The organism is Marinomonas vulgaris, from assembly GCF_018145875.1.
Lineage (GTDB): Bacteria > Pseudomonadota > Gammaproteobacteria > Pseudomonadales > Marinomonadaceae > Marinomonas > Marinomonas vulgaris.
The window spans coordinates 121,014-144,634 of the sequence record NZ_JAGSSV010000002.1 but is presented as its reverse complement, the minus strand read 5'-3'; the positions used below and the strand labels follow the sequence as shown (position 1 = coordinate 144,634).

At 45.9% G+C, this 23,621-nt stretch carries 19 protein-coding genes; 4 read left to right on the top strand and 15 right to left on the bottom strand.

What is annotated here, in order from left to right; genetic code table 11:
- Nucleotides 1-76: 76 nt before the first annotated feature.
- From odhB to sdhC, 6 genes are all read right to left on the bottom strand, one after another.
- The gene (gene odhB / locus J9B83_RS02905; protein WP_211535230.1) at nt 77-1,600 is read right to left on the bottom strand and encodes a 2-oxoglutarate dehydrogenase complex dihydrolipoyllysine-residue succinyltransferase; all 1,524 of its coding nucleotides are present in this window, start codon (nt 1,598-1,600) and stop codon (nt 77-79) included.
- A gap of 33 nt (nt 1,601-1,633) precedes the next feature.
- Nucleotides 1,634-4,471, bottom strand: coding sequence for a 2-oxoglutarate dehydrogenase E1 component (locus tag J9B83_RS02900; protein ID WP_211535229.1), 2,838 nt, complete (start codon nt 4,469-4,471; stop codon nt 1,634-1,636).
- A gap of 372 nt (nt 4,472-4,843) precedes the next feature.
- The gene (locus tag J9B83_RS02895) at nt 4,844-5,548 is read right to left on the bottom strand and encodes a succinate dehydrogenase iron-sulfur subunit (RefSeq protein WP_211535228.1); all 705 of its coding nucleotides are present in this window, start codon (nt 5,546-5,548) and stop codon (nt 4,844-4,846) included.
- A 12-nt stretch (nt 5,549-5,560) separates the two neighbouring features.
- Nucleotides 5,561-7,333: a succinate dehydrogenase flavoprotein subunit gene (sdhA, locus tag J9B83_RS02890; protein ID WP_211535227.1), complete on the bottom strand. Its 1,773-nt coding sequence runs from the start codon at nt 7,331-7,333 to the stop codon at nt 5,561-5,563.
- Nucleotides 7,334-7,336: 3 nt separating this feature from the next.
- Entirely contained in the window at nt 7,337-7,684 is a 348-nt protein-coding gene (sdhD, locus tag J9B83_RS02885) for a succinate dehydrogenase, hydrophobic membrane anchor protein (RefSeq protein ID WP_211535226.1), read from the bottom strand.
- A complete protein-coding gene (gene sdhC, locus J9B83_RS02880) occupies nt 7,678-8,091 on the bottom strand; it encodes a succinate dehydrogenase, cytochrome b556 subunit (RefSeq protein ID WP_328797686.1) in 414 nt (137 codons plus the stop codon). The genes sdhD and sdhC overlap by 7 nt, the downstream gene beginning before the upstream one ends.
- A 534-nt stretch (nt 8,092-8,625) precedes the next feature.
- Here sdhC and gltA point away from each other — a divergent pair.
- Complete coding sequence (gene gltA / locus J9B83_RS02875) at nt 8,626-9,909, top strand: citrate synthase (protein WP_211535225.1); 1,284 nt, start codon at nt 8,626-8,628, stop codon at nt 9,907-9,909.
- An 81-nt stretch (nt 9,910-9,990) separates the two neighbouring features.
- On the opposite strand, the gene J9B83_RS02870 is transcribed toward gltA, so the two are convergent.
- The gene (locus J9B83_RS02870) at nt 9,991-10,218 is read right to left on the bottom strand and encodes a hypothetical protein (RefSeq protein ID WP_211535224.1); all 228 of its coding nucleotides are present in this window, start codon (nt 10,216-10,218) and stop codon (nt 9,991-9,993) included.
- Entirely contained in the window at nt 10,219-11,304 is a 1,086-nt protein-coding gene (locus J9B83_RS02865; RefSeq protein WP_211535223.1) for a DUF2066 domain-containing protein, read from the bottom strand.
- 115 nt (nt 11,305-11,419) lie between these two features.
- On the opposite strand from J9B83_RS02865, the gene purM reads away from it, so the two are divergent.
- From purM to J9B83_RS02850, 3 genes are read left to right on the top strand one after another with little or no spacing between them, the layout of a single operon-like run.
- Nucleotides 11,420-12,478: a phosphoribosylformylglycinamidine cyclo-ligase gene (gene purM / locus J9B83_RS02860; RefSeq protein ID WP_211535222.1), complete on the top strand. Its 1,059-nt coding sequence runs from the start codon at nt 11,420-11,422 to the stop codon at nt 12,476-12,478.
- The gene (purN, locus tag J9B83_RS02855; protein WP_211535221.1) at nt 12,475-13,128 is read left to right on the top strand and encodes a phosphoribosylglycinamide formyltransferase; all 654 of its coding nucleotides are present in this window, start codon (nt 12,475-12,477) and stop codon (nt 13,126-13,128) included. The genes purM and purN overlap by 4 nt, the downstream gene beginning before the upstream one ends.
- 13 nt (nt 13,129-13,141) lie before the next feature.
- The gene (locus J9B83_RS02850) at nt 13,142-13,876 is read left to right on the top strand and encodes a DUF3108 domain-containing protein (protein ID WP_211535220.1); all 735 of its coding nucleotides are present in this window, start codon (nt 13,142-13,144) and stop codon (nt 13,874-13,876) included.
- Nucleotides 13,877-13,898: 22 nt separating this feature from the next.
- On the opposite strand, the gene mobA is transcribed toward J9B83_RS02850, so the two are convergent.
- From mobA to J9B83_RS02815, 7 genes are all read right to left on the bottom strand, one after another.
- Nucleotides 13,899-14,474, bottom strand: coding sequence for a molybdenum cofactor guanylyltransferase (mobA, locus tag J9B83_RS02845; protein WP_211535219.1), 576 nt, complete (start codon nt 14,472-14,474; stop codon nt 13,899-13,901).
- Between the two features lie 32 nt (nt 14,475-14,506).
- Nucleotides 14,507-15,544, bottom strand: a complete 1,038-nt coding sequence (locus tag J9B83_RS02840; protein WP_211535218.1) for a glycosyl transferase family protein — start codon at nt 15,542-15,544, stop codon at nt 14,507-14,509.
- Nucleotides 15,541-18,219, bottom strand: coding sequence for a nitrate reductase (locus J9B83_RS02835; RefSeq protein ID WP_211535217.1), 2,679 nt, complete (start codon nt 18,217-18,219; stop codon nt 15,541-15,543). Before J9B83_RS02835 ends, J9B83_RS02840 begins: the two co-directional genes overlap by 4 nt.
- A gap of 336 nt (nt 18,220-18,555) precedes the next feature.
- Complete coding sequence (gene nirD / locus J9B83_RS02830; protein ID WP_211535216.1) at nt 18,556-18,888, bottom strand: nitrite reductase small subunit NirD; 333 nt, start codon at nt 18,886-18,888, stop codon at nt 18,556-18,558.
- Between the two features lie 3 nt (nt 18,889-18,891).
- The gene (gene nirB / locus J9B83_RS02825) at nt 18,892-21,450 is read right to left on the bottom strand and encodes a nitrite reductase large subunit NirB (RefSeq protein ID WP_211535215.1); all 2,559 of its coding nucleotides are present in this window, start codon (nt 21,448-21,450) and stop codon (nt 18,892-18,894) included.
- A gap of 56 nt (nt 21,451-21,506) precedes the next feature.
- The gene (locus J9B83_RS02820) at nt 21,507-22,748 is read right to left on the bottom strand and encodes an NAD(P)/FAD-dependent oxidoreductase (RefSeq protein ID WP_211535214.1); all 1,242 of its coding nucleotides are present in this window, start codon (nt 22,746-22,748) and stop codon (nt 21,507-21,509) included.
- Nucleotides 22,741-23,586: an ABC transporter ATP-binding protein gene (locus J9B83_RS02815; protein WP_211535213.1), complete on the bottom strand. Its 846-nt coding sequence runs from the start codon at nt 23,584-23,586 to the stop codon at nt 22,741-22,743. Before J9B83_RS02815 ends, J9B83_RS02820 begins: the two co-directional genes overlap by 8 nt.
- Nucleotides 23,587-23,621: the final 35 nt, after the last annotated feature.

Below are 23,621 nucleotides of genomic sequence, written 5' to 3'. Positions count from 1 at the left end.
AGGCGGCATTGGATAAATGCCGCCTAATATTCAATTCATACAAGTAGTTTGGTATGAATACTTAGATTTCAAGTACTTAGATTTCAAGTAAAAGACGTGCAGGATCTTCAAGCAGGTCTTTAATCGTTACCAAGAATTGTACGGCTTCTTTACCATCAATCATGCGGTGATCGTAAGACAATGCAAGGTACATCATAGGCTGAATCACGACTTGACCATTTACCGCCATTGGGCGATCTTGGATTTTATGCATACCCAAGATAGCTGTTTGAGGTGGGTTAATGATTGGCGTAGACATCAAGGAACCGAAGGTACCACCGTTTGTGATAGTGAAAGTACCACCTTGCATGTCATCCATGCCTAGCTTGCCATCACGACCACGCAATGCGAAGTCCATAATGTTAGACTCGATGTCCGCAAGGCCCATGGCCTCAGTATTACGCAATACAGGCACCATCAAACCACGGTTAGTGGAGACCGCTACACCAATATCTTGGTACCCATGGTAAACCATGTCGTTGCCGTCAATAGAAGCATTAACCGCTGGGAAGCGTTTCAATGCTTCTGTCGCTGCTTTCACGAAGAAAGACATGAAACCAAGCTTAGTACCATTGTGGACTTTAGCAAATTCGTCTTTGTATTTTTTACGAAGCTCCATCACTGGGCCCATATTAACTTCGTTGTACGTTGTTAATAGCGCCGCTGTTTGTTGTGCGTCAACAAGACGTTTGGCAATAGTGGCACGAAGACGCGTCATAGGAACGCGTTTTTCGATACGGCCATCAGCACTTAGTGGTGGCAACGCAGCTGGTGCAGAAGCTTTCGCTGCTGGAGCCGCTGCAACTGGCGCAGATGCTTTCGATTTAGCAGCAGCGTCAACGTCTTCTTTTGTGATACGACCGCCTTTGCCAGTACCTTTCACTTGAGAAGCCGTTAATCCTGCTTCAGACAAGGCTTTGCGAGCTGCTGGGCCAGCAACACCGTCTTCGTCAGTATCAGCCGCTGGTGCTGCAATTTCTGCAGGAGCCGCCGCTGCGCCAGATGCACCAACAAGGAAGTTGGCAAGAACTTCGTCACTAAGTACAGTGTCGCCTTCTGCTTTTAGTATATCGCCAATGACGCCGTCAGCTGGTGCAACCACCTCTAAAACCACTTTATCGGTTTCAATATCAACGATGTGCTCATCACGTGAACAAGCTTCACCTGGCTGTTTATGCCAGGTTGCAACCGTACCGTCAGCCACAGATTCTGGGAAAGTCGGTGTTTTAATTTGTACAGACTCTTGAGAAGCCGCCGGTGCTGCCGCTACTTTTTCTGCAGGAGAAGAAGCCGCTTTGTCGGCTGGTGCCGCAGAAGCCGCCGCGCCAGATGCAAATACAGCCAACACTTCATCGCTCAATACGATATCGCCTTCGGCTTTGATGATTTCGGTTAACACGCCATCCGCAGGAGCAACCACTTCCAAGACAACTTTGTCGGTCTCGATATCAACAATATGCTCATCACGTGAACAGGCTTCGCCTGGTTGTTTGTACCAAGTAGCAACGGTACCGTCGGCTACGGATTCTGGAAAAGTAGGTGCTTTAATTTCAATGCTCATTTTATACCCTTATCTCTCTGACAGGCTATGGTACTAACCAACTAGTGCGTCGTTGACCAGTGCTTCTTGTTCTTCAACATGGATTGACATGTAACCCGCTGCAGGTGCAGCTGATGAAATACGACCCGCAAAGCGGATTCTTAATTCTGGGTACAGTTTTTCCAATACTCGATTCATACGGTGACGATTGGCGTGCCAAGCACCTTGGTTTTTCGGCTCTTCTTGACACCATACCAAGCTCTCAACATTTTTGTACTGTTCCAACTCAGATTCAAGATCTGCGTATGGGAATGGGTACAACTGCTCTACACGAATAACAGCCACATCGTCTTTCTCTAGCTCTTCGCGACGGTTGATCAGATCGTAGTACACTTTACCGCTACATAAGACAATACGCTTGACCTTATCTGCAGTCACTGTTTCAGACGATTCTGGTAACACTGTTTTGAAGCTTCCTTCCGCCAAATCTTCCAATGTAGAAATCGCTTGCTTATGACGCAACAGACTCTTTGGAGACATGATAATCAAAGGACGACGCATAGGTCGAATCGCTTGACGGCGAATAATGTGGAAGATTTGCGATGGTGTCGTTGGAACACATACTTGGATGTTGTATTCCGCACACAGTTGCAAAAAGCGCTCAAGACGAGCGGAAGAGTGCTCAGGACCCTGACCTTCATACCCATGCGGCAACAACATGGTAAGACCACACAAACGGCCCCACTTGTGCTCACCACTAGTGATAAATTGATCAATAACAACCTGTGCACCATTTGCGAAGTCACCGAATTGCGCTTCCCAAATCACCAAGCCTTTAGGCGAAGTGCTTGCATAACCGTACTCAAATGCCAATACCGCTTCTTCAGACAAGTATGAATCATACAAATCTAATGTCGGCTGATTCTCAGACAGATGTTTTAGCGGCACATACGTACTGCCATCTTTTTGACTGTGAATAACTGCATGACGATGCGAGAAAGTACCACGACCAGAATCCTGTCCAGTGATACGGATCGGATAATCTTGCTCAAGTAAGGTAGCAAACGCCAAGGTTTCAGCGTACCCCCAGTTTAAGGGAAGTGCACCTGCTGTCATTTTATCGCGATCTTGATAGATTTTTTGTACTTGACGTTGAATCACAACACCATCAGGCACAGAAGTTAACTTTTTAGCCACTTCTTGAAGTTTCGCTAGAGGATAAGTGGTGTCCCCAGCGTCCGTCCATTCAACACCAAGATAAGGTTTCCAATCTACGAAAGAACCCGTTTGAGACTCAAGAACAAGGCTTTTTGCAACATGACGAGCGTTGTCTAGATCTTCACGGTTTTCATTAACCATCTGATCTGATTTATCTTGTGACACAACGGCTTCAGCCACCAAACGCTCAGAATATAGCGTACGGGTAGTTTTCAGCTTGTTAATCACGCTGTACATTAAAGGCTGTGTACCGGAAGGCTCATCCGTTTCGTTGTGTCCACGGCGGCGGTAACACACCATATCAATAACGACGTCACGACCAAACTCATAACGATAATCCAGGGCTAACTGAGTCACAAACAACACAGCTTCTGGGTCATCGCCATTAACGTGGAAAATAGGCGCTTGAATGATCTTAGCAACGTCGGTTGCATATTCAGTAGAACGCGAATCTTCTTGACGGTTTGTGGTGAAGCCCACCTGGTTATTAATGACAATATGAACTGTACCACCCGTACGGTAGGCACGAGTCTGAGACATCTGGAATGTCTCCATCACCACACCTTGACCTGCAAAGGCAGCATCACCGTGGATCGAAATAGGTACAACTGTTTTACCCGTAGTGTCTTTACGACGATCTTGACGAGCTCGAACAGAGCCCTCAACAACAGGTGAAACGATTTCCAAGTGAGAAGGGTTAAATGACAAAGCAATGTGTACTTCACCACCCGCTGTCATCACATTCGAAGAAAAACCTTGGTGGTATTTTACATCACCAGAAGTGTTTACAAGCTTCTTACCTTCAAACTCATCAAACAAATCTTTCGGGTTTTTACCCAAAGTATTAACCAGCACGTTAAGTCGACCACGGTGAGCCATGCCGATAACCACTTCTTTTGCACCAAGTGCGCCAGAACGTTGAATCAGCTCATTCACCATAGGAATAAGACTTTCGCCTCCTTCAAGACCGAAACGTTTTGCACCAGGGTAACGGCTGGCAAGATATTTCTCCAAGCCTTCTGCTGCAGTGAGTCGTTCAAGTAGACTTTCGCGGGTTTCTTGTGAGTATTCAGGACGGGAACGTACCGATTCTACACGCTGCTGAAGCCAAGCTTTTTCTTGGGTATCAACAATGTGCATGAACTCATAACCAATGCTGCCACAATAGGTTTTTTCAAGCTCAGATACGATTTCACTTAATTTGAGAGTTTCTTTGTTAAAAAACAAAGAACCGACATTAAAAGTAGTATCTAGATCAGCACCCGTTAACTGGTGATAACCAAGATCCAGATCTGCTACTCTCTCACGTTTTTGCAATCCAAGCGGATCAAGCGATGCATGCTGATGACCGCGAACGCGGTACGCATTGATCAGCTGCAAGACATTGATTTGTTTCTGCTCATGATCAGATGTCGCCACGGTACCTGTGGTTACAGGCAACGCTCGGAACTTATTCTTACCAATTTGAAGAAATTGCTCTTGAATCACGGAATGAGGAAGATCAGTTGATTGTGCTTCGCTTACACGAGGCAGTTGATCAAAACATTTACGCCATTCTTCCGATACTGAGTTCGGATCGACGAGGTAGCTTTCAAACAATCCTTCTACATACTCCAGGTTTCCACCTGAAAAATGAGAGGTGCTCCACAGCAACTCCATTAAACTTTCGTGCATTCTCGATCACCCTTATGTTCGAGCCAGCTACCGGGGTCCCGGTATCGATCTTGTATACAGATCAATCATTTTATCAGGCCCGTAAGGCTATTAAAGCCTCGATTTTTTGTGTATTTACAGCTACTTTCGCCCTTCTACGGTTAATACTAAACCATCAAGAAACATTTCGTTCGTAAACGAAACCCTTTGAATCCATTATCACTAAGCTGATGGCTTTTCTTTGTACTTCCTTGCCCGTAAAGATCGAATTTTAAATTCTTTTTATTGCATTCTCTATACCAGATTATGCAAAAATGGCGGCATTGAATATAGATTCAAGCCGCCAGCTCTGTGATCACATCAAATTGTCATTATGGACCACGCGAAGCGTCATTATGTTGCTCTTTGTAATAGCATGGTACGAATATTACCAATTGCTTTAGTCGGGTTTAATCCTTTTGGACAAACACTGACACAATTCATAATACCATGACAACGGAACACACTAAATGGATCATCTAATTCACCAAGACGATCTTGTGTTGCTGTGTCGCGGCTATCGGCCAAAAAGCGGTACGCTTGCAACAAACCAGATGGCCCAATGAATTTATCAGGATTCCACCAGAAAGAAGGACACGCCGTTGAACAACACGCACACAAGATACACTCGTAAAGCCCGTCAAGCTTTTCACGCTCTTCAGGTGTTTGCAAGCGCTCAATAGCTGGTGCAGGTGCATCGTTGATCAAATATGGACGAATTTTCTCATACTGCTTGTAGAACTGCCCCATATCGATAACTAAATCACGAACGACAGGCAAGCCTGGCAGTGGGCGAAGTACTAATTTACCATTTTTAGCCGCTTCAGAGACAGGCGTAATACACGCTAATCCGTTCTTACCTGACATATTCATACCATCTGAACCACATACACCTTCACGGCATGAGCGGCGGTAAGAAATTGTCGTATCTTTTGCCTTAAGCAAGTTTAATACATCAAGGACCATCAAGTCTTTGCCTGCTGGCAACTCAATTTGATAATCCTGCATGTAAGGCGCGTCGTCCTTCTCAGGATTGTAACGATAAATACTAACTAACATTGATACAACTCCTTAGTATGATCGAATTTTAGGTGGGAAAGCATCCATAGTTTTTGGCGCAAAGTTAACATCACGCTTAGTCACTTTTTTATCTCCTGGATGGAAGATAGAATGTTTCAACCAGTTTTCATCGTCACGCTCGGTAAAGTCATTACGAGCATGAGCACCACGGCTTTCTTTACGGAATTCTGCAGGTATCGCCGTTGACTCAGCGACCTCTAACAAATTTTCTAGCTCAAGCGCTTCAATACGAGCCGTGTTGAATGCCTGACTCTTATCTTCTAGGTATAGGTTTTCTACACGAGCTCGGATCTCTTTCAGCTGCGCCAAACCTTTTTGCATAGCTTCGCCATCGCGGAATACACCAAAGTAAAGCTGCATAACGCGCTGAAGATCTGCACGAACTTCTGCTACGCTCTCACCACCAGTTGTGTTATTCAAACGATTTAGACGAACCAAAGCCTCATCAATATTAGTTTCATTTGCATCTAATGCATCAAAACCAGCATCTAGAGATTTTTTCACCTGAAGACCAACAGCGCGACCAAATACAACCAAGTCTAACAGTGAGTTACCACCTAGACGGTTTGCACCGTGCACAGATACACAAGCCGCTTCACCACAAGCATAAAGACCATCGATAATGACATCTTCACCTGCTTCATTAGTCTTAAGCGCTTGCCCACCGATGTTAGTTGGAATACCACCCATCATATAATGACACGTTGGGATAACTGGAATCGGCTCTTTGACTGGGTCAACGTGCGCAAACGTTCGTGAAAGTTCAAGGATACCTGGAAGACGCTTGTTCAAAGTCTCTTCGCCTAGATGATCCAGTTTAAGCAATACGTGATCACCATCTGGGCCACAACCACGGCCTTCTAAAATTTCTAGAACCATAGAGCGAGCTACAACATCACGTCCAGCAAGGTCTTTCGCGTTAGGCGCATAACGCTCCATGAAACGCTCGCCGTCTTTATTGATCAGGTAACCACCCTCACCACGACAACCTTCTGTTACCAATGTACCAGCACCGTAAATACCCGTTGGGTGGAACTGCCACATTTCCATGTCTTGCATCGGGAAGCCTGCACGCAGTGCCATACCAACGCCATCACCTGTGTTGATGTGAGCATTCGTAGTAGACTGATAAATACGACCTGCACCACCAGTAGCAATAACAGTAGCTTTTGCTTTCAGGTAAACGGTTTCACCGTTTTCAACGCAAATTGCAATAACGCCAACAACGGCATCATCGTTGTTCTTAACAAGGTCAGTAGCATACCATTCGTTAAAGAAGGTGGTGCCGCCTTTAAGGTTACCTTGATAAAGTGTGTGCAACAATGCATGACCTGTACGGTCAGCGGCAGCACAAGTACGTGCAGCCTGAGTTGAGTCATTTGGACCTTTAGACTGACCACCAAAAGGACGCTGATAAATACGACCCTGCTCAGTACGTGAGAAAGGCAATCCCATGTGCTCGAGTTCAAAGACCGCTTGCGGCCCTACAGAACACATGTACTCGATAGCGTCTTGGTCACCAATGTAATCTGACCCCTTTACGGTGTCATACATGTGCCAGCGCCAATCATCATTTGGATCATCACTTGCAATCGCACAGGTAATACCACCTTGTGCTGATACTGTGTGTGAACGTGTTGGAAAAACCTTTGTTACACAAGCCGTGTTTAAACCAGACTCTGTTAACTGAAGTGCTGCACGCATACCTGCGCCACCACCACCAATAACAATGGCGTCAAAAGAAATAGTACGAATATTTGCCATTACTTATAGCCCCCAAAGAACCTGAACACCCCATACGATGTAAATAAACATCACAAGACCGCATAGAGATTGAAAGAAGAAACGAACACCCGTTGCTTTTAGATAGTCGGTAGAGATAGACCACAGACCAATCCATGAGTGCATACCAATAGATAGAAGCACCATGAGACTGAAAATGCGCATCCATGTTGCTTCAAATAATGTACTCCACTGATCGTATGTTAGATCAGGATTTAGCAACAAATAACCGATAATAAAAACCGTATATAGAGATAGTACAATCGCTGAAACGCGCTGCATCATCCAGTCGTAAAGACCAGAACGGCCAAAGCTTGTAATTTGAGTTACCATATCCACACTCCTGCTAACACAATAAGAACAGCAGCAATTACAATGTTTGCAACAGCCGCTTTGCGTCCACTTTCTAATTCCTCAAAATGCCCCAAATCCATAAACAAGTGTTTTACACCCGCTACAAAATGGTACATAAGAGCAGAAACGACACCCCAAATAATAAATTTCGCTAAGAAACTTGTTTGCAACGTGCTAACCACTTGATCGAACCCTTCTTGAGATTCTAAAGAAAGATCAAACGCATAAAACAAGAAAGCCAAACCTACAAAGAGGATGATTCCTGTTACACGGTGAAGAATAGACACGACTGCTGTGACGGGCATCGATATTGTTGAAATATCAAGGTTGACTGGTCTTTTTTTATTCACGACTTTATACACCATCTTAATCGATTGAATGGTCAATCACGACCCAATATCTATACGCGTATGTGTGTTTCAACAAGAAACAGCATAACGACAGTATAGGCCTGCTTTAACAATCTCATCGATTTGCAAACAAATGTTTAAAAGCGACAATCTTTTATACACTAGCACCAACAAATCAATGAAATCGTCTGGGGCGCAATTATAGACCACCAAAAAATACTAAGACAAATAGACTGCGCGCACCCTTTTCAATGGTCGCCATTCAGCAAATGAATGTAGCCATAAACTGAAACAATAATGGTATAAAATTACATTCACCCAAAAGACAAAAAAGGCAATTTTACTGTTTATTTTCAATGATTTGACTATAAGATATGAGAAAGCAAAGATGCTCAAGCACCTTGCTTTTGTTAGATAATTACAAGATATGTAAGCACATTACAAAAACCCCCAGACTTAACAAGATTGACTTTTGCCGCCTAGAAACAGTATTTTTTCCGCACCTTCTGGGCTAGACAAGAAAAACCTAATGAGTATTGGCCTCGAACCAGAATACGAAGGAGACAATAAATGACTGATAAAAAAGCGCTACTTACAGTGGATGGGATCGATAAAACGATCGAACTTCCGGTTCTTAAAGGTACTTTGGGCACAGACGTTATAGATGTTCGTGGCTTGGGTGCAAACGGTGTTTTCACCTATGACCCAGGTTTCATGTCTACAGGTTCATGCGAATCGGCTATTACCTTTATTGATGGTGATGCAGGTATTCTTTTGCATCGTGGCTACCCGATCGCACAACTTGCAGAACACTCTGATTATTTAGAGACCTGCTATTTATTGCTTTACGGAGAGCTACCTGACAAAAAGCAAAAAGAAGAATTTGATGCCATGGTTGGTAGACACACTATGGTTAACCAATCTATGCATAAATTCATCGATGGCTTCCGTAACGATGCACACCCAATGGCAATAATGTGTGGCTTGGTTGGTGCTCTTTCAGCATTTTATCAAGACAACATGGATATCACGGATCCAAAGCACCGTGAGATCGCAGCATTTCGTTTGATTTCAAAAATGCCGACACTTGCGTCTATTTGCTACAAATATTCAAAAGATCAGCCTGTTATGTACCCACGTAACGACTTATCTTACGCTGAAAATTTCTTATACATGATGTTTGCTACACCTTGCGAAGATTACAAGGTGAATCCTGTGTTTGCTAAAGCGATGGATAAAATCTTTATTCTTCATGCTGACCACGAACAAAACGCATCAACGTCAACTGTACGTCTAGCAGGCTCTTCAGGTGCCAACCCATTTGCGTGTATTGCTGCTGGTATTGCCACTCTATGGGGCCCTGCTCACGGTGGTGCAAACGAAGCCGTATTGACTATGCTTGAAGAAATTGGTGATGTTGAAAACATCGATGAATTCATCGCCAAAGCAAAAGACAAAAACGATCCTTTCCGCTTGATGGGCTTTGGTCATCGCGTTTACAAAAACTTCGACCCACGTGCGAAAGTAATGCGTGAAACATGCGATCAGGTATTGGCCGAACTAGGCAAATCAGATGATCCATTGTTGAAGATTGCGAAACGTCTTGAGCAAATCGCACTAGAAGATCCTTACTTTGTAGAGCGTAAACTCTATCCAAACGTAGATTTCTATTCTGGTATCATCATGAAAGCCATTGGCATTCCAACCAGTATGTTCACGGTAATTTTCGCCATGTCTCGTACGATCGGCTGGATTTCTCACTGGAACGAAATGATCAGTGGGCCATACAAAATTGGCCGTCCACGCCAATTGTATGTGGGTCATCCACAACGCGATTACCCAGAAGACAAATAAGTCCTATTAGTCATTGCACAAAAAACGCGCCCAAATGGCGCGTTTTTTTTGTTTTTAGCTGATTACACTAAGGTTTAGAAGTCATTCTTCCTCTTCAACTATCTCCGTAACGGTCACCTTGCCACATTTGACACATTCACCTTCAATCCAAATCCGCTCCTTGGTTTCGTACTCTTTCGGATTAACCATACCTAAATCCATCTCTAGGCAATGGTTACACCATGTTTGAGAAAGAAAGTCCTCTTGTTCTTCCATTGAACGAGCAGAAAAATCCCGTTCAATTGGCTGCCCATCTAATGATTCAGTCATCTAGTTCACTCCACTATATTGATAAGAAACAATTCGATTGGCGTCGGGATCTAACGCATTAAGAGGCGCATTCACCAACAAACGGCTCAACGAGATGCTGTTGAACAATTTTTGCCTGTCTCCGTCAATCTCAATCAAAAATTCGATTTTTTCACCCTCTACTCGCAGCAATCTAACGTCGCGTACCACACTGATACTTTCAAGATATGTTTGTACCTTGCTCATACTTGTGTAACTACTTATACCTGCAACCTGAATATTTAATATATTCGACGAACGGCTGTTACGTACCGAGGCATAGCGAGAAGAAAAGACCTTTGCCAAATGCACACTTGCTTGCTCAACGACCGCTTGTGTGGAGTCACCGTTAAGAGAGAAGCGCGCCACATCACCGCTTTTTAGTAAAATCAGTAAATTACCCGCCGCAGAATCAGCGTATTGACTAACCCTTAAAGCCGCTACCGAATCAGTTTGGTAGCGTTGACTCGCTTTCAAAATATTATCTTCAAAAAAGCCCCAGACATCGGATGCAGCAAGGTTTCGCTTATCGACCTCATCGAGCAGCGGCGCATACACAGGAACCCCTATTGCATTAGCCGCTTGAGCAAACTCGTTTAAAACAACAGATGGGGCATTTGAGCCCGATAAAGTTCGAAAGCCGTTACTTTCCGTGGCCAACCACACCAACACCGAAGGCCGATTCTCTCCCCATACCGCTAAATTATTTTGCGACAAAAAATTATCAATCGACGATTGATAAAAAGTTACCTTGATTTGCCGACCAGGCACCAAATCGCCTTGCCACGGCAATAACTCTGTCAAGTTCATTACGGAGTGTTGAGCAACCCAAGTCGATGCCTGTTTTTTTGCCTGCTCCAATAAGGAGGAAGACATGGCTGCTTTATCCCCAGAAACTTTAACAAGCACTTCTTCAGCTGCCATGCTAAAGGCGTCATCAAGCATCTTTGCCTCAGAAGAGCCAACGGGAAGATTTACCTCAGCACTGTACAAACCTTTAATAGGGACAGCGTTTGCTGATGAAATTAAAAAAACACTGATTAATAATAGAAAAATACGAAAATCCATAGCCCTTCCTTCGTTTATTTCCCTATTCTACTGTCTTAATTACAAAGAACCATAGCCCTAATACGTCACTATGTTAAAATGCATTTTTTCCTCGTACCATGATAGGGCATAGGCAATGACCAAATCGGATAAACCATCCATTAGCTATAAAGACGCTGGCGTAGATATTAACGCTGGCAATCAACTTGTTGAACGTATTAAAGGCGTAAGCAAAAAAACTCGTCGCCCTGAAGTTATGGGTGGTTTGGGTGGATTTGGTGCCTTAACTCGCTTACCAACCAAATACAAAAACCCTATTTTGGTGTCTGGCACAGATGGCGTAGGTACTAAACTTCGCTTAGCCATGGATCTAAATCAACACGACACCATCGGCATCGATTTGGTTGCCATGTGTGTAAACGACCTTGTTGTGGCGGGCGCTGAACCTCTGCTTTTCCTTGATTACTACGCAACCGGCAAGCTAGACATCGACGTCGCAGCAAATGTGGTAACAGGCATTGGCGAAGGCTGCTTGCAAGCAGGCTGTGCATTGGTTGGTGGTGAAACCGCTGAAATGCCAGGCATGTATCACGATGGCGATTACGATCTAGCAGGGTTTTGTGTTGGTGTCGTTGAAGAAGACAACATCATCGATGGTACAAAAGTAAAAGCTGGCGATAAACTGATTGCTCTTGGCTCTTCTGGCCCGCATTCCAACGGCTACTCTCTGATTCGCAAGATTCTTGAAGTCAGCAAAGCAGATCTAAACCAAGACATCGATGGCGTCGCCCTTAAAGATGCGCTCATGGAACCAACACGCATTTATGTAAAATCCATTCTTAAACTGATGGAAAGCATTTCTGTGAACGCCTTGGCGCACATTACCGGCGGCGGCTTATTGGAAAACATTCCTCGTGTTCTTCCTGAAGACGCGGCGGCTCGTATTGATACAGCAAGCTGGAAACGCCCTGCTGTGTTCGACTGGCTGCAAGAGCAAGGTAATGTTGAGCAAGAAGAAATGTACCGCGTTCTAAACTGTGGTGTTGGCATGGTATTGGCGATCGATGCTGATAAAGCCGACGAAGCCTTGGCCATTTTAAAAGCCGAAGGTGAAAACGCTTGGATCATCGGTGACATTTGTGCCCGCAATGACGGCAAAGACGTGCTGATCTCAGACCTTGAGACTCAGGCATGAGTTTTCCTATCGTTGTCTTAATTTCTGGCAGCGGCAGCAACTTGCAAGCTTTGATTGATCAAAGCTTGCAAGGACAATTGAATGTGAACATCAGCGCCGTCATCAGCAACAAAGCAGACGCTTATGGTTTAGAACGAGCAAAGCAAGCAGCTATTCCAACTCACACACTCGATCATAAATTGTTCGAAAGTCGTGAGGCGTTTGACGCTGAGTTGCAAAAAATCATTGATCAGTATTCGCCAAAACTCGTGGTATTAGCGGGTTTTATGCGTATCCTGACGGAATCGTTTGCGCGCCACTATGAAGGTCGAATGCTCAATATTCACCCTTCTCTACTGCCTAAATTCAAAGGCTTAGATACACACCAACGTGCTATCGAAGCAAATGAAAAAGAGCACGGTGTTTCCGTTCATTTTGTCAGTGCAGAGCTGGATGCCGGCGCTGTGATTATTCAGGCCAGTACAGAAATTTCGAGTAATGACACAGCAGAATCGTTAGGCAATAAAGTACACACACTGGAACACATCATTTACCCTTTAGCGGTTAAATGGTTTAGCGAAGACAGAATTACCTTCCATGATGGAAAGGCATCGTTTGATCAAACAGTACTCCCTGAAAGTGGGATACGATACAACGAAGCACTTAAATGATTTAGGAGAAAGCATGAGAGTTCGTAAAATCCCCCTGTTATTACTGGCTGTTTTTATGAGTTATCCCATGCTTTCTTATTCCAACGTAGACTCTGAACCAGGTTCCCAACAAAACACCTTTCTTTCCCCTTATTCTGCCGTCTACAGCACGGTATGGAAAAAAGGCATCAGTTTAAAAGTTGAAGGCAGACAGACCCTCTCTAAACTAGATGACACTTCTTGGCGCTTTGTTTTTTCTGCCGATAGTATGCTTGCTTCTCTTTATGAATCTTCGACCTTTTACATTAAAGATGAGCACATAGTTCCCACTTATTATGAATACAAAACCAGTGCATTAGGAAAAAAACGCAGTGCTGTATTGACCTTTAATTGGGAAAAAAACCTCGTCCGCAACGACATCAAAGATAAACCTTGGAATTTATCAATTAACCCAAACACGCTCGATAAATTATCGGTTCAATTGCAAGTAAGGCAAGATTTAAAGTTAGGGAAAAACGATTTTGATTACCAAATTGCCGATGGCGGTCATATTAAAAACTGGCGTTTTTCGCGCGAGAGCATGGAAACCATAGACACTAACATCGGTCGATTTCCTGCAATTAAGATCATTCGCACTGACAATCTCGATAAAGGCAAAAAAACTTCCTTCTGGTTTGTGCCCAAGTTTGATTATCTGCTCGTAAAATTAGTTCATAAAGAAGACGGCGAATCCTATCAGCTCGATATAGAATCCCTGTCCCAGTCTTAGTTCGTTGTCAAAACTTAACAGTTTATGTCAACTCAGAGGGCGTGTTAACGTTTAACAACTCCGCGTCATTTTCCCAACAAACTGAACGACTACCGACTGTCTCGTAAAAAGCCATCACCCGACATTGAGACTCTTCTCGAAAAAATTTCCGAAGCGCCAGAAGCGCAGGAGTGACAGGCAAAATGGCGTGCAAAGGATGAGCACCAGAAGCACTTTTCAAAAAGACGATATCGTCAGGAAACGCTAGGCTTGCTTCTTTTAACGTCGCAAACGCCATCGAGCTAATACATGGCGTATCGCAAGGAGCAATCATCAGATGGGAAGTATCGGCATAGATAAGACAGGCCATTAGCCCAGACAAAGGCCCTTTATCTTGATACTCAGGGTCGTCTTTGATGACATGAAAACCAAGCTCCGCGTAGTCTTCAATATTACGGTTGGCATTGATAAACACATAATCCGCAGACGCTTGCAACGCCTGCGCCACCCACTGAGCCATGGGTGTATGCTGAAACAATAATAACCCTTTGTCACGACCGGACATTCGCTCAGCTTTGCCGCCCGCCAGCACCGCCGCGGATAATGAGGTATACACCATCATACTTCCTTATTGAAAATCGCATGGAACCGTTATTGAAAATATTTCGTGTCTCGCTTTGACCAAATAGAGTCAGCCAATTCAAGACAGGCTTGATGAGAAGTCACACCATAAAGAAGACCCGCCACCGATGCAATCGTTTGTCGCACCGCTTGCTCACCAAAAGGGTCGCATGACTGCCCACTCCAATGCTCTGTGAGCCTAGACACATCCCGTTGATCTTTTAGGCGCTTATGCTGTTGCTCCGCTTTGGGCCAAGTCGTCCATGAGGTTTCACCGTTTTGCCATTTCCCCAGCGTCACATCACGCTCAGGATTCACTTCAGCTTCGCCATTGCCGCCACGAAACACCAACACAGAGGCATCCCCTAGTTGTTCACTCGCTGCCACATGCAATTCATCATAACCACGGTGAAACACCCCATGCACGCTATGGTCAGCAAAAAAAGGGTTCATCATGCGCACTACCGTATTCACTGGCGAACGTAGTCCAAGAATGTATTTAAAATCCATCATAGTACCCAACCGACGATCGATTATCGACAATGGCAGATAGGCAAACTGACGCTCTGATAAGACTTGAGACGCTTGTTCCCGGGAAGTACAGACAGTTAAACCAAGCTGTTCAATGGTTTGCTCGACATATATTCTGTCTTCACCATCGAAAGTGTGCCCGTGCATAACAATACGCACCCCCGTATTGGCCAACGCCAATGCGGCTAACAAAAACCACGGCAATTCGTTGCGTTTACCCGCATAAGCAGGCCAATCTAAATCGACTTTTTCTGCAAACATAGCCGTTTTCAAAAGGTGCTGACGTGTGGCTTTGGTGAATCCGACGGTTTCTTCTACCGTTTCTTCGCGTATACGAATCAACATCCAAAAAGCTCCGGCTTGCTCCGGCTCCACAAACCCTGACAGCATCAAGCTCATGGCGTGTTCGGCTTCTTCGACAGTCAGACTACGCGCGCCTTTTTTCCCACGACCTAGAATTTTCACATAAGTCGTAAAATCATTACTCGATTTGGCCATGGGCTGCTCTTTTATTGTCTGTGTATTCTGTGAACTCATGAGGTTAACTCCGTTGCCATGGGTAGAAAGCGCGTTAATTCGGGCACACATGACCCACAATTCGTACCGCATTTTAGCGCTGCACCTAGCCCATCGATCGTATCCACACCCGCCATTATGGCTTTGTTAATCTGCTTACTACCAATTTGATAACAAGAGCATACTATTTCCCCCTTGTCTTCCACATTCGCTGGCATGCCAACCAGTATGGCCAAACGATCTTGCTCAGTCAGGCGCTCATTAATCGCCAACTTAGACACCAACCAATCGGCGGCAATCGAATCTGGTTGTGGGTGACAGTACACCAACAGTTTGAAAGTATGATTGACGATCTTTGCCAAACGACATTGTCCTGTCAGTGGGTTCTGGTACTCCAACCATTCATTCTGCTCGCTTTCTTTGGTGAGCGCTTTTAATGATTTTAACGAATTTACCGACTGAGAAACTGACCAAGCCACCTCATAGTGATAACCTGACTTTGAGGGAACACGACACCAGTACACACAATCGCTCAAATCCATCGGCTCAGCCGACATAATCAAACCGTAACTCACTTCTAGCATGGGCTGAAGCTGAACTCTTGTATGTTTGGATTCTGGCTGGCCAGATAAAGGGTCCACCACTTGAGGTATCAAAGTCGATACGACTGAGGCATTGGCAAATTGTTGTGTCCAATGTATCGGTGCAAAGAGTTGACCAGGCGCTACAGCCCGGCTGATTTTCGCTTTCAACAAAACACTACCCTGCGGGGACGTCAATCGCACAAGAGACTTGTCTTCAATGCCCAAGCGCTTGGCATCTTTAGGGTGTATCTCGGAATAAGGCTGAGCCGTGTGATTGCTCAGCAGAGCCGCATCACCTGTTCTCGTCATCGTGTGCCATTGATCACGAACTCGCCCTGTGTTTAGCACAAACGGCCATTCGAGACAGGCTTGGTTTTGCGGCAATGTTGGCGTAATGGCAATAAAGCGTGCGCGTCCATTAGGAGTAAAAAAACGACCGTCTTCAAACATCCGCTTAGTGCCTTCCGGTCGACCTTTTGGCACCGGCCACTGCACTGGCACCAAATCATCGTACTCTTTCGCCGTCATACGACTAAAATGCCCAATATCGAAATCTCGCTTGCCATTATTTTCAAATGCCGACAAGGCTGCATGCTCTACAAAAACTTCATGAGCACTGCGATAGGAAAAACCTGACTGAAAACCCATGCGTTTGGCCACTTCACAAATCGCCCACCAGTCGTGCTTTGCCTCGCCTGGAGCTGGCAACAAACCTCGTTGACGAGAAATACGACGCTCTGAATTGGTCACTGTGCCGTCCTTTTCACTCCAACCAGTAGCAGGTAACAGAATATCCGCCATGGCGGTGGTATCCGTGTGAGCCTTGCAATCACTGACAATCACCAGCTCGCACAGGCCTAAAGCTCGACGTACTTGCGCCGTATCGGGCAAACTCACCATAGGATTAGTAGACATAATCCACACCACTTTAACGTTACCCGCTTCCATTGCCTGAAACAGATCGACTGCTTTTAAGCCGTTTTGTGTCGCCATATTGGGGGCTTGCCAAAAGCGCTGCACTAGTTCGGTCGCACCAGGCGTGGCGAAATCCATGTGAGCGGCAAGCTGATTCGCCAACCCCCCGACTTCGCGCCCCCCCATCGCATTGGGCTGACCGGTAATGGAAAAAGGCCCTGCACCCACTTTGCCGATGCGCCCTGTGGCAAGGTGACAGTTAATTATGGCATTGCATTTGTCCACTCCGGTTGCAGATTGGTTAATCCCTTGCGAGTAAAAACTGACGGTTTTAGGGGTATCGCACCACCAATCCACCAGCGTCATCAAAGCTTGTTGCTCAAGACCACAAAAGTCGGCTGCAGCTTTTAAAGTCGGTGTCGATACAGCTGCTTGCGCCAAGGCTTGTTCGAACCCTTCTGTGTGTGCCGCGATATAATCGCCATCGACAAGATTGGCTTGTGCCGAATAATTCAATAGAAACGAATAAACAGCGGCATCGCTACCAGGCGTGATGGCAAGGTGCAGGTCGGCGATATCACAGGTAGCGGTTTCTCTTGGGTCGATCACCACAATTTTCATAGTGGGGCGACGCTTTTTTTCAGCGGCAATGCGTTGATACAAAATCGGGTGCGTCCAAGCCGCATTCGAACCCACCATAATCAACAAATCGCAAGACTCTAAATCCTCATAATTACAAGGCACGGTATCGGAACCAAAAGCTCGCTTGTAACCGACAACAGCCGACGCCATGCAGAGTCGAGAATTGGTATCCACATTCGCCGTACCAATAAAGCCTTTCGCAAGCTTGTTTGCCACATAATAGTCTTCCGTCAAAATCTGACCTGAAAGATAAAAAGCAAACGCATCAGGGCCATGGTCTTTTACAACCTGGGTGATTTTATCGGCTATTTGCTGCGTGGCAGTGTCCCATGACGCTTCTTTTCCGTGAATCATCGGCGTCAGTAAACGATCGTCTGAAACCAGGGTTTGTGCAAGACTGCTACCCTTCACACACAAACGCCCAAAGTTAGCTGGATGCTCGGCATCGCCAGAAACGGGGGGAACAAGGCCCGTCTGTGGATCTGGCAGGGTTACCGTCACACCACATCCGACTCCACAATAAGGACAGGTTGTTTTTCCGCTTGTTGCTGTCATGACACCTCCTCGCCCGCTGGCTATTTTTTTGGCACAAAAAAAGGCCCAACCGCTTAAGAAAGCGATTGGGCCTCGTTGCCTTTTGTAATATCTGACTACTTTATGTGTAAACCATCGTCGGCCTACGGTGTATCAGTTAATTGAATAAAAGCAAAAGCCAGGCCAACTTTTAAAATCACCGAAAATAATCGATTTCATTAGGGTTTTCCTAGGAATCAGGCTTACCGAACTAAAAAAATACTCTATCTCAACACCATTTCGAAAGCCCAGCGCGCACCAAAAAAGCCCGCACACGTGTCTTTTGCACCAAAAGAGAAAACAGTCTTGGTTACCTGGCTATGGCAGCAACAAATACACCTGTTCATTTTCAAGCTTAGCTTGAAAATGAGGAACACTAACGGTTTCCTCAAGACATTGCCCAGAGGTCAGTTCAAAATGCTGCTTGTATAAAGGGCTCGCCACAACCCATTTATCTTGTAAATGCGCCACCAGACCGCGAGACAACACATTGGCTTTGCCAAGCGGATCCCAGTTACCAATCGCAAATACTTGATGCTCGGATTCAGGCACATAAAAGAGCGCCACTTGCTCGCCATTCACCATGGCCGCGACGCCAGCCCCAGCGACCAAATCACTTTGCTTACAGATTGATTTCCATGCCATCGCCATTTTTTAACCCACCTTCGCAATAAGTTGTTGTTTTTCCAATGCGGTTGCGGGGCGCATTTGATCGCGCTCTTCGACAAACACCACATTATTATCATCGCCGTCATGGTTCACAAATTGACGGAACGTCTGCAGTGCGTCTTCATCTTCAAGTGTTGTTTTCCATTCACATTGAAAGGTATCGACCACATGTTGCATGCGCGCTTCCAGCTCAGCACATAAGCCCAACTTGTCATCAATCACGACACTTTTTAGATAGTCTAAGCCGCCTTCTAAACCGTCCATCCATACGGAGGTCCGTTGCAGACGATCGGCTGTTTTGGTGTAAAACATCAACACACGGTCGATGTATTTTACCAAGGTAGCGTCGTCTAAATCTGTTGCGAACAAGTCCCCATGTCGAGGTTTCATGCCACCATTTCCGCACACATACAGGTTCCAACCGCCTTCGGTGGCAATAACACCAATGTCTTTGCTCTGTGCTTCGGCGCATTCTCGTGTACAGCCGGATACAGCAAATTTGATTTTATGGGGCGAGCGCAAACCCTTATAACGATTCTCCAAATCAATCGCCATGGTCATGCTGTCGTTTACCCCATAACGACACCAGGTACTGCCGACACAAGATTTCACCGTGCGCAAGGACTTGCCATAAGCTTGTCCCGTTTCAAAGCCAGCCTTGATTAATTTGCCCCAAATTTCAGGCAATTGCGGAAGGGTAGCCCCAAATAAATCAATCCGTTGACCGCCTGTGACCTTAGTATAAAGACCATACTCTTTGGCTACCTGACCTAATACAATCAGTCGATCTGGGGTGATTTCACCACCAGGAATACGCGGCACAATGGAGTAAGTGCCATCTTTTTGCATGTTTGCTAAAAAGCGATCATTGGTGTCTTGCAAACTAATGTGTTCTTTTTTCAACACATAATCGTTCCAAACACTGGCTAAAATCGATCCAATGGCTGGTTTACAGATCTCACAACCATGGCCTTTACCGTGCTTATGCAACAAGGCATCGAAGCTTTTGATTTCTTCCACTTTGACTAAGTTGTATAGATCCTGACGGGTATAGGCAAAGTGCTCACAAATGTCGGTACTGACTTCTACCCCGAGCGCCAGTAATTCATTATCAACCACCTTTTTTAATAAAGCCGCGCAACCGCCACACCCTGTTCCCGCCTTGGTTGTGCCTTTTACATCCGCCACCGACAACGCTCCGTTGCACACGGCGTCATGTATGTCTTGTTTAGACACATTGTGACAACTGCAAATTGACGCTGTAGCTGGTAAAGCATCAACGCCCAACGCCGCTGGCGCGCCATCCATAGTCGGTAATATCAACGACTGGGCTTGATCGGGTAAATCAATGGCATTTAAGTAATACTGCAACAAGGTGTCGTAATAACTGTTGTCGCCAACCAAGACCGCACCCAGCAATTTTTTACCGTCTTCCGACACGACCATTTTGCGATAGCTTTGACTGATCTCGTCTTGATACACAAACACTTTACAACCCTGAGATTGAGCATGGGCATCGCCCACAGAACCCACATCGCATCCCAATAGTTTCAACTTGGTGCTCATGTCGGCGCCCATAAAGGTCACCCCTGCATGACCCAACAAATGGCCAACCGCAGCTTTGGCCATGGCATAACCCGGCGCAACTAGACCAAAAATACGGTTTTCCCACAGAGCACATTCGCCAATCGCGTAAATGTGATCATCGCTCGTCAAGCAGTGATTATTCACACTAATGCCGCCGCGCTCACCAATGTCCAAACCAGATTGGCGCGCCAAGGCATCTTGAGGTCGAATACCAGCAGAGAACAAAATCAAATCGGTTTCAAGGTGCGTGCCATCAGCAAAATTCATACGATGAAAGGCGTCATCACCCGCCACAATCTCTTTGGTGGCCGTGTCTGTGTAGACCTTAACGCCTAGCCCTTCAATCATACCTTTTAGTACCGAACCGCCTTTGTCATCCAGCTGCACCGGCATTAGGCGTGGTGCAAATTCCACCACGCTGGTTTCTAATCCTAAATTCTTTAATGCATTGGCGGCTTCTAAACCAAGCAAACCGCCACCGACGACGGTGCCGCGTGTCACTTTATTGGCGCACTCGCGAATAGCGTCCAAATCATCCAAGGTACGATAAACAAAGGCATTGTCACGCTGGTGACCTGGAATCGGCGGAACGAAAGGATAAGAACCCGTCGCTAAAATTAGCTTATCGTAAGGTACAGTTTCACCGTTTTGCAGTACTAAGCGATGTTCCGCACGATCGATCTCAGTCACCAAACTGTTGGTAAAGTAACGTATGCCATGTTCGTCGTACAAACGACCATCTGTCATGGCCAAATCCGCGGCGCCCTTACCAGTAAAGTATTCGCTCAGATGCACACGGTCGTAGGCGAGATAAGACTCTTCGCCAAAGACACTAATATCAAAGACTTGATGGCCTGACTGCTCAATCAATTGTTCAACAAAATGGTGGCCCACCATACCGTTGCCGATCACCACGAGGTGCGGTTTGGTTGTAAGAAAAGACACTGTAGACGTCATTGTATTCCCCTTGCTTTAATACTTGCCAAATGGCTAACAGACTCTAAACACCTGAATTAAGCGACTTGAGGGCGGCAATACGCCTCACCAAATACCAGTAAATCCAGCATGTCAGAGACATTGGTCTTATTTTCAATGAGCTGGAAATACCAGCTCCCATCGGCCACCTTGCCATACAAAATAACGCCCACCAGTAGACCGCCGTTGATCACCAGTTTGCGGTAGTGATTGCCCGCCACATCATGTAACACAATGCAGGCATCGTCGTTTTGCGGATGGATTCTGCCCACTGAGAACAAATCCACCCCAGATACTTTTAATTTAGTGGGTGTCGGAGTGATGGAAAAATTCGCCATATCTTTCACCAACACCTTTATAAGTACTTTTATTTGCGTCCAAATGGGAGCGACTAGGCCAAAGGTTTGCTGGTCAAATTCACAACATTCCCCCAACGCATAAATATCGTGTTGCGAGGTTTGCATGTGGGCATCCACCACAATGGCGCGATTGACCTCTAAACCGGCCGCTTCTGCGACCGTCGTTTCCGGCGTAATACCTGCAGCCATCACCACCAAATCCACCGGAAGATGGTCGCCATTTTGACAAACCACATGGGACACACGACCAGCCTGTTCTTGCCCAAACGAAGCCGGTGACTCCCCTAAGCGAAATTCAATGCCCATTTGCGCGAGTCGAGCTTGCAATAGCGCGGCGGCCGGTTCATCTAACTGACGATTTAACAGCCACGCAGAACGATGAAACACTGTTACCTTGTGACCGCGCTTAATCAGACCAACCGCGGCTTCAAGACCCAATAAACCACCACCAATCACACACACAGATTGCGTTCTAGGCAACGCCGTCATGACATTCACATCTTGCCAAGTCCGAAACCCCATGACGTTTTCAGCATCGGCGCCAGCTATGGGCAAGATGCTGGCGCGAGATCCTGTGGCCATGACCAACTGGTCATAAGCGATGCGCTCACCACTGGCTAAATGGAGGCATTTTGTTGCGGTATCGATTTGCTTAACCGGGTCGTTAGAAACAATTTGCACACCCAACCGCTGCATTTTTTTCGTATCCACCAGTGGCATGTCGGCTGCAGTAATGTCCTTAGCGAGCAAAGACGACAGCATAATGCGGTTGTAGCCCACTTGCGGCTCTTCACCGATCAGTACAATCTCAAACTGATCCCCATGGGCTAGCTGAAGATCATAGGCCAATTTGCTGCCCGCCATGCCAGCCCCCACAATCACGAGGCGTCGCTTGACGATAGAATCAGTCGAATTAGGCATGAGCGGCTTTCGCTGTTTTTGTCTTTGTCGACGCTGAAGCCGCATGAATAGGCTCAACCTTGCGTTGTTTTTCGTATAAAAAGGTCAAGACTTGCGTGCGATAATCTACGTATCTAGGGTCGTTCGCCAAGGCCAAACGCTCCCTTGGTCGCTCTATATCCACATGCAAAATTTCTCCCACGCTAGCAGCGGGGCCATTCGTCATCATCACAATGCGATCTGACAACAAGACGGCTTCGTCCACATCGTGGGTGATCATGATCACGGTATTATTGAGGTCTTTTTGAATCTCCATCAGAGAGTCTTGTAGGTGAGCTCGTGTTAGAGCGTCTAGCGCACCAAAAGGCTCATCCATTAACAGAACACTTGGCTCCATCGCCAAGGCACGGGCGATACCAACACGCTGTTTCATACCGCCGGATATTTCATCGGGACGCTTATCAGCGGCGTGCGTCATGTGAACCAACTCAAGATTGTGCATAATCCACTCGTGCATTTCTTTCTTGGTTTTGGTTTTTCTAAACACTTGCTTCACGGCCAATTCGACGTTTTGGTAAGCGGTGAGCCAAGGCAAAAGCGAATGGTTTTGGAAGACTACAGCACGCTCTGGACCTGGGCCTTTCACTTCTTTTCCATCGAGTAAAATGCCGCCCTCAGTGGCATCGTACAAACCGGCGACTATGTTCAACACGGTAGATTTGCCACAGCCAGAGTGGCCAATCAGTGACACAAATTCTCCTTTTTCAATTTTCAAACTTACGTTATCTAAGGCTTTAAAGGAGCCTTTTGCTGTTGGGAACTCAATAGAAATTTGGCTAATGTCTAAATGTGTGGCCATGCTGTGGATCTCCAATAAAATGTATGAATCTTGCT

Bases quoted from the DNA above. Each gene is read 5' to 3' on its own strand.
- odhB (WP_211535230.1), bottom strand. From the start codon at position 1,600: ATGAGCATTGAAATTAAAGCACCTACTTTTCCAGAATCCGTAGCCGAC.
- J9B83_RS02900 (WP_211535229.1), bottom strand. From the start codon at position 4,471: ATGCACGAAAGTTTAATGGAGTTGCTGTGGAGCACCTCTCATTTTTCA.
- J9B83_RS02895 (WP_211535228.1), bottom strand. From the start codon at position 5,548: ATGTTAGTTAGTATTTATCGTTACAATCCTGAGAAGGACGACGCGCCT.
- sdhA (WP_211535227.1), bottom strand. From the start codon at position 7,333: ATGGCAAATATTCGTACTATTTCTTTTGACGCCATTGTTATTGGTGGT.
- sdhD (WP_211535226.1), bottom strand. From the start codon at position 7,684: ATGGTAACTCAAATTACAAGCTTTGGCCGTTCTGGTCTTTACGACTGG.
- gltA (WP_211535225.1), top strand. From the start codon at position 8,626: ATGACTGATAAAAAAGCGCTACTTACAGTGGATGGGATCGATAAAACG.
- J9B83_RS02870 (WP_211535224.1), bottom strand. From the start codon at position 10,218: ATGACTGAATCATTAGATGGGCAGCCAATTGAACGGGATTTTTCTGCT.
- J9B83_RS02865 (WP_211535223.1), bottom strand. From the start codon at position 11,304: ATGGATTTTCGTATTTTTCTATTATTAATCAGTGTTTTTTTAATTTCA.
- purM (WP_211535222.1), top strand. From the start codon at position 11,420: ATGACCAAATCGGATAAACCATCCATTAGCTATAAAGACGCTGGCGTA.
- purN (WP_211535221.1), top strand. From the start codon at position 12,475: ATGAGTTTTCCTATCGTTGTCTTAATTTCTGGCAGCGGCAGCAACTTG.
- J9B83_RS02850 (WP_211535220.1), top strand. From the start codon at position 13,142: ATGAGAGTTCGTAAAATCCCCCTGTTATTACTGGCTGTTTTTATGAGT.
- mobA (WP_211535219.1), bottom strand. From the start codon at position 14,474: ATGGTGTATACCTCATTATCCGCGGCGGTGCTGGCGGGCGGCAAAGCT.
- J9B83_RS02840 (WP_211535218.1), bottom strand. From the start codon at position 15,544: ATGAGTTCACAGAATACACAGACAATAAAAGAGCAGCCCATGGCCAAA.
- J9B83_RS02835 (WP_211535217.1), bottom strand. From the start codon at position 18,219: ATGACAGCAACAAGCGGAAAAACAACCTGTCCTTATTGTGGAGTCGGA.
- nirD (WP_211535216.1), bottom strand. From the start codon at position 18,888: ATGGCGATGGCATGGAAATCAATCTGTAAGCAAAGTGATTTGGTCGCT.
- nirB (WP_211535215.1), bottom strand. From the start codon at position 21,450: ATGACGTCTACAGTGTCTTTTCTTACAACCAAACCGCACCTCGTGGTG.
- J9B83_RS02820 (WP_211535214.1), bottom strand. From the start codon at position 22,748: ATGCCTAATTCGACTGATTCTATCGTCAAGCGACGCCTCGTGATTGTG.
- J9B83_RS02815 (WP_211535213.1), bottom strand. From the start codon at position 23,586: ATGGCCACACATTTAGACATTAGCCAAATTTCTATTGAGTTCCCAACA.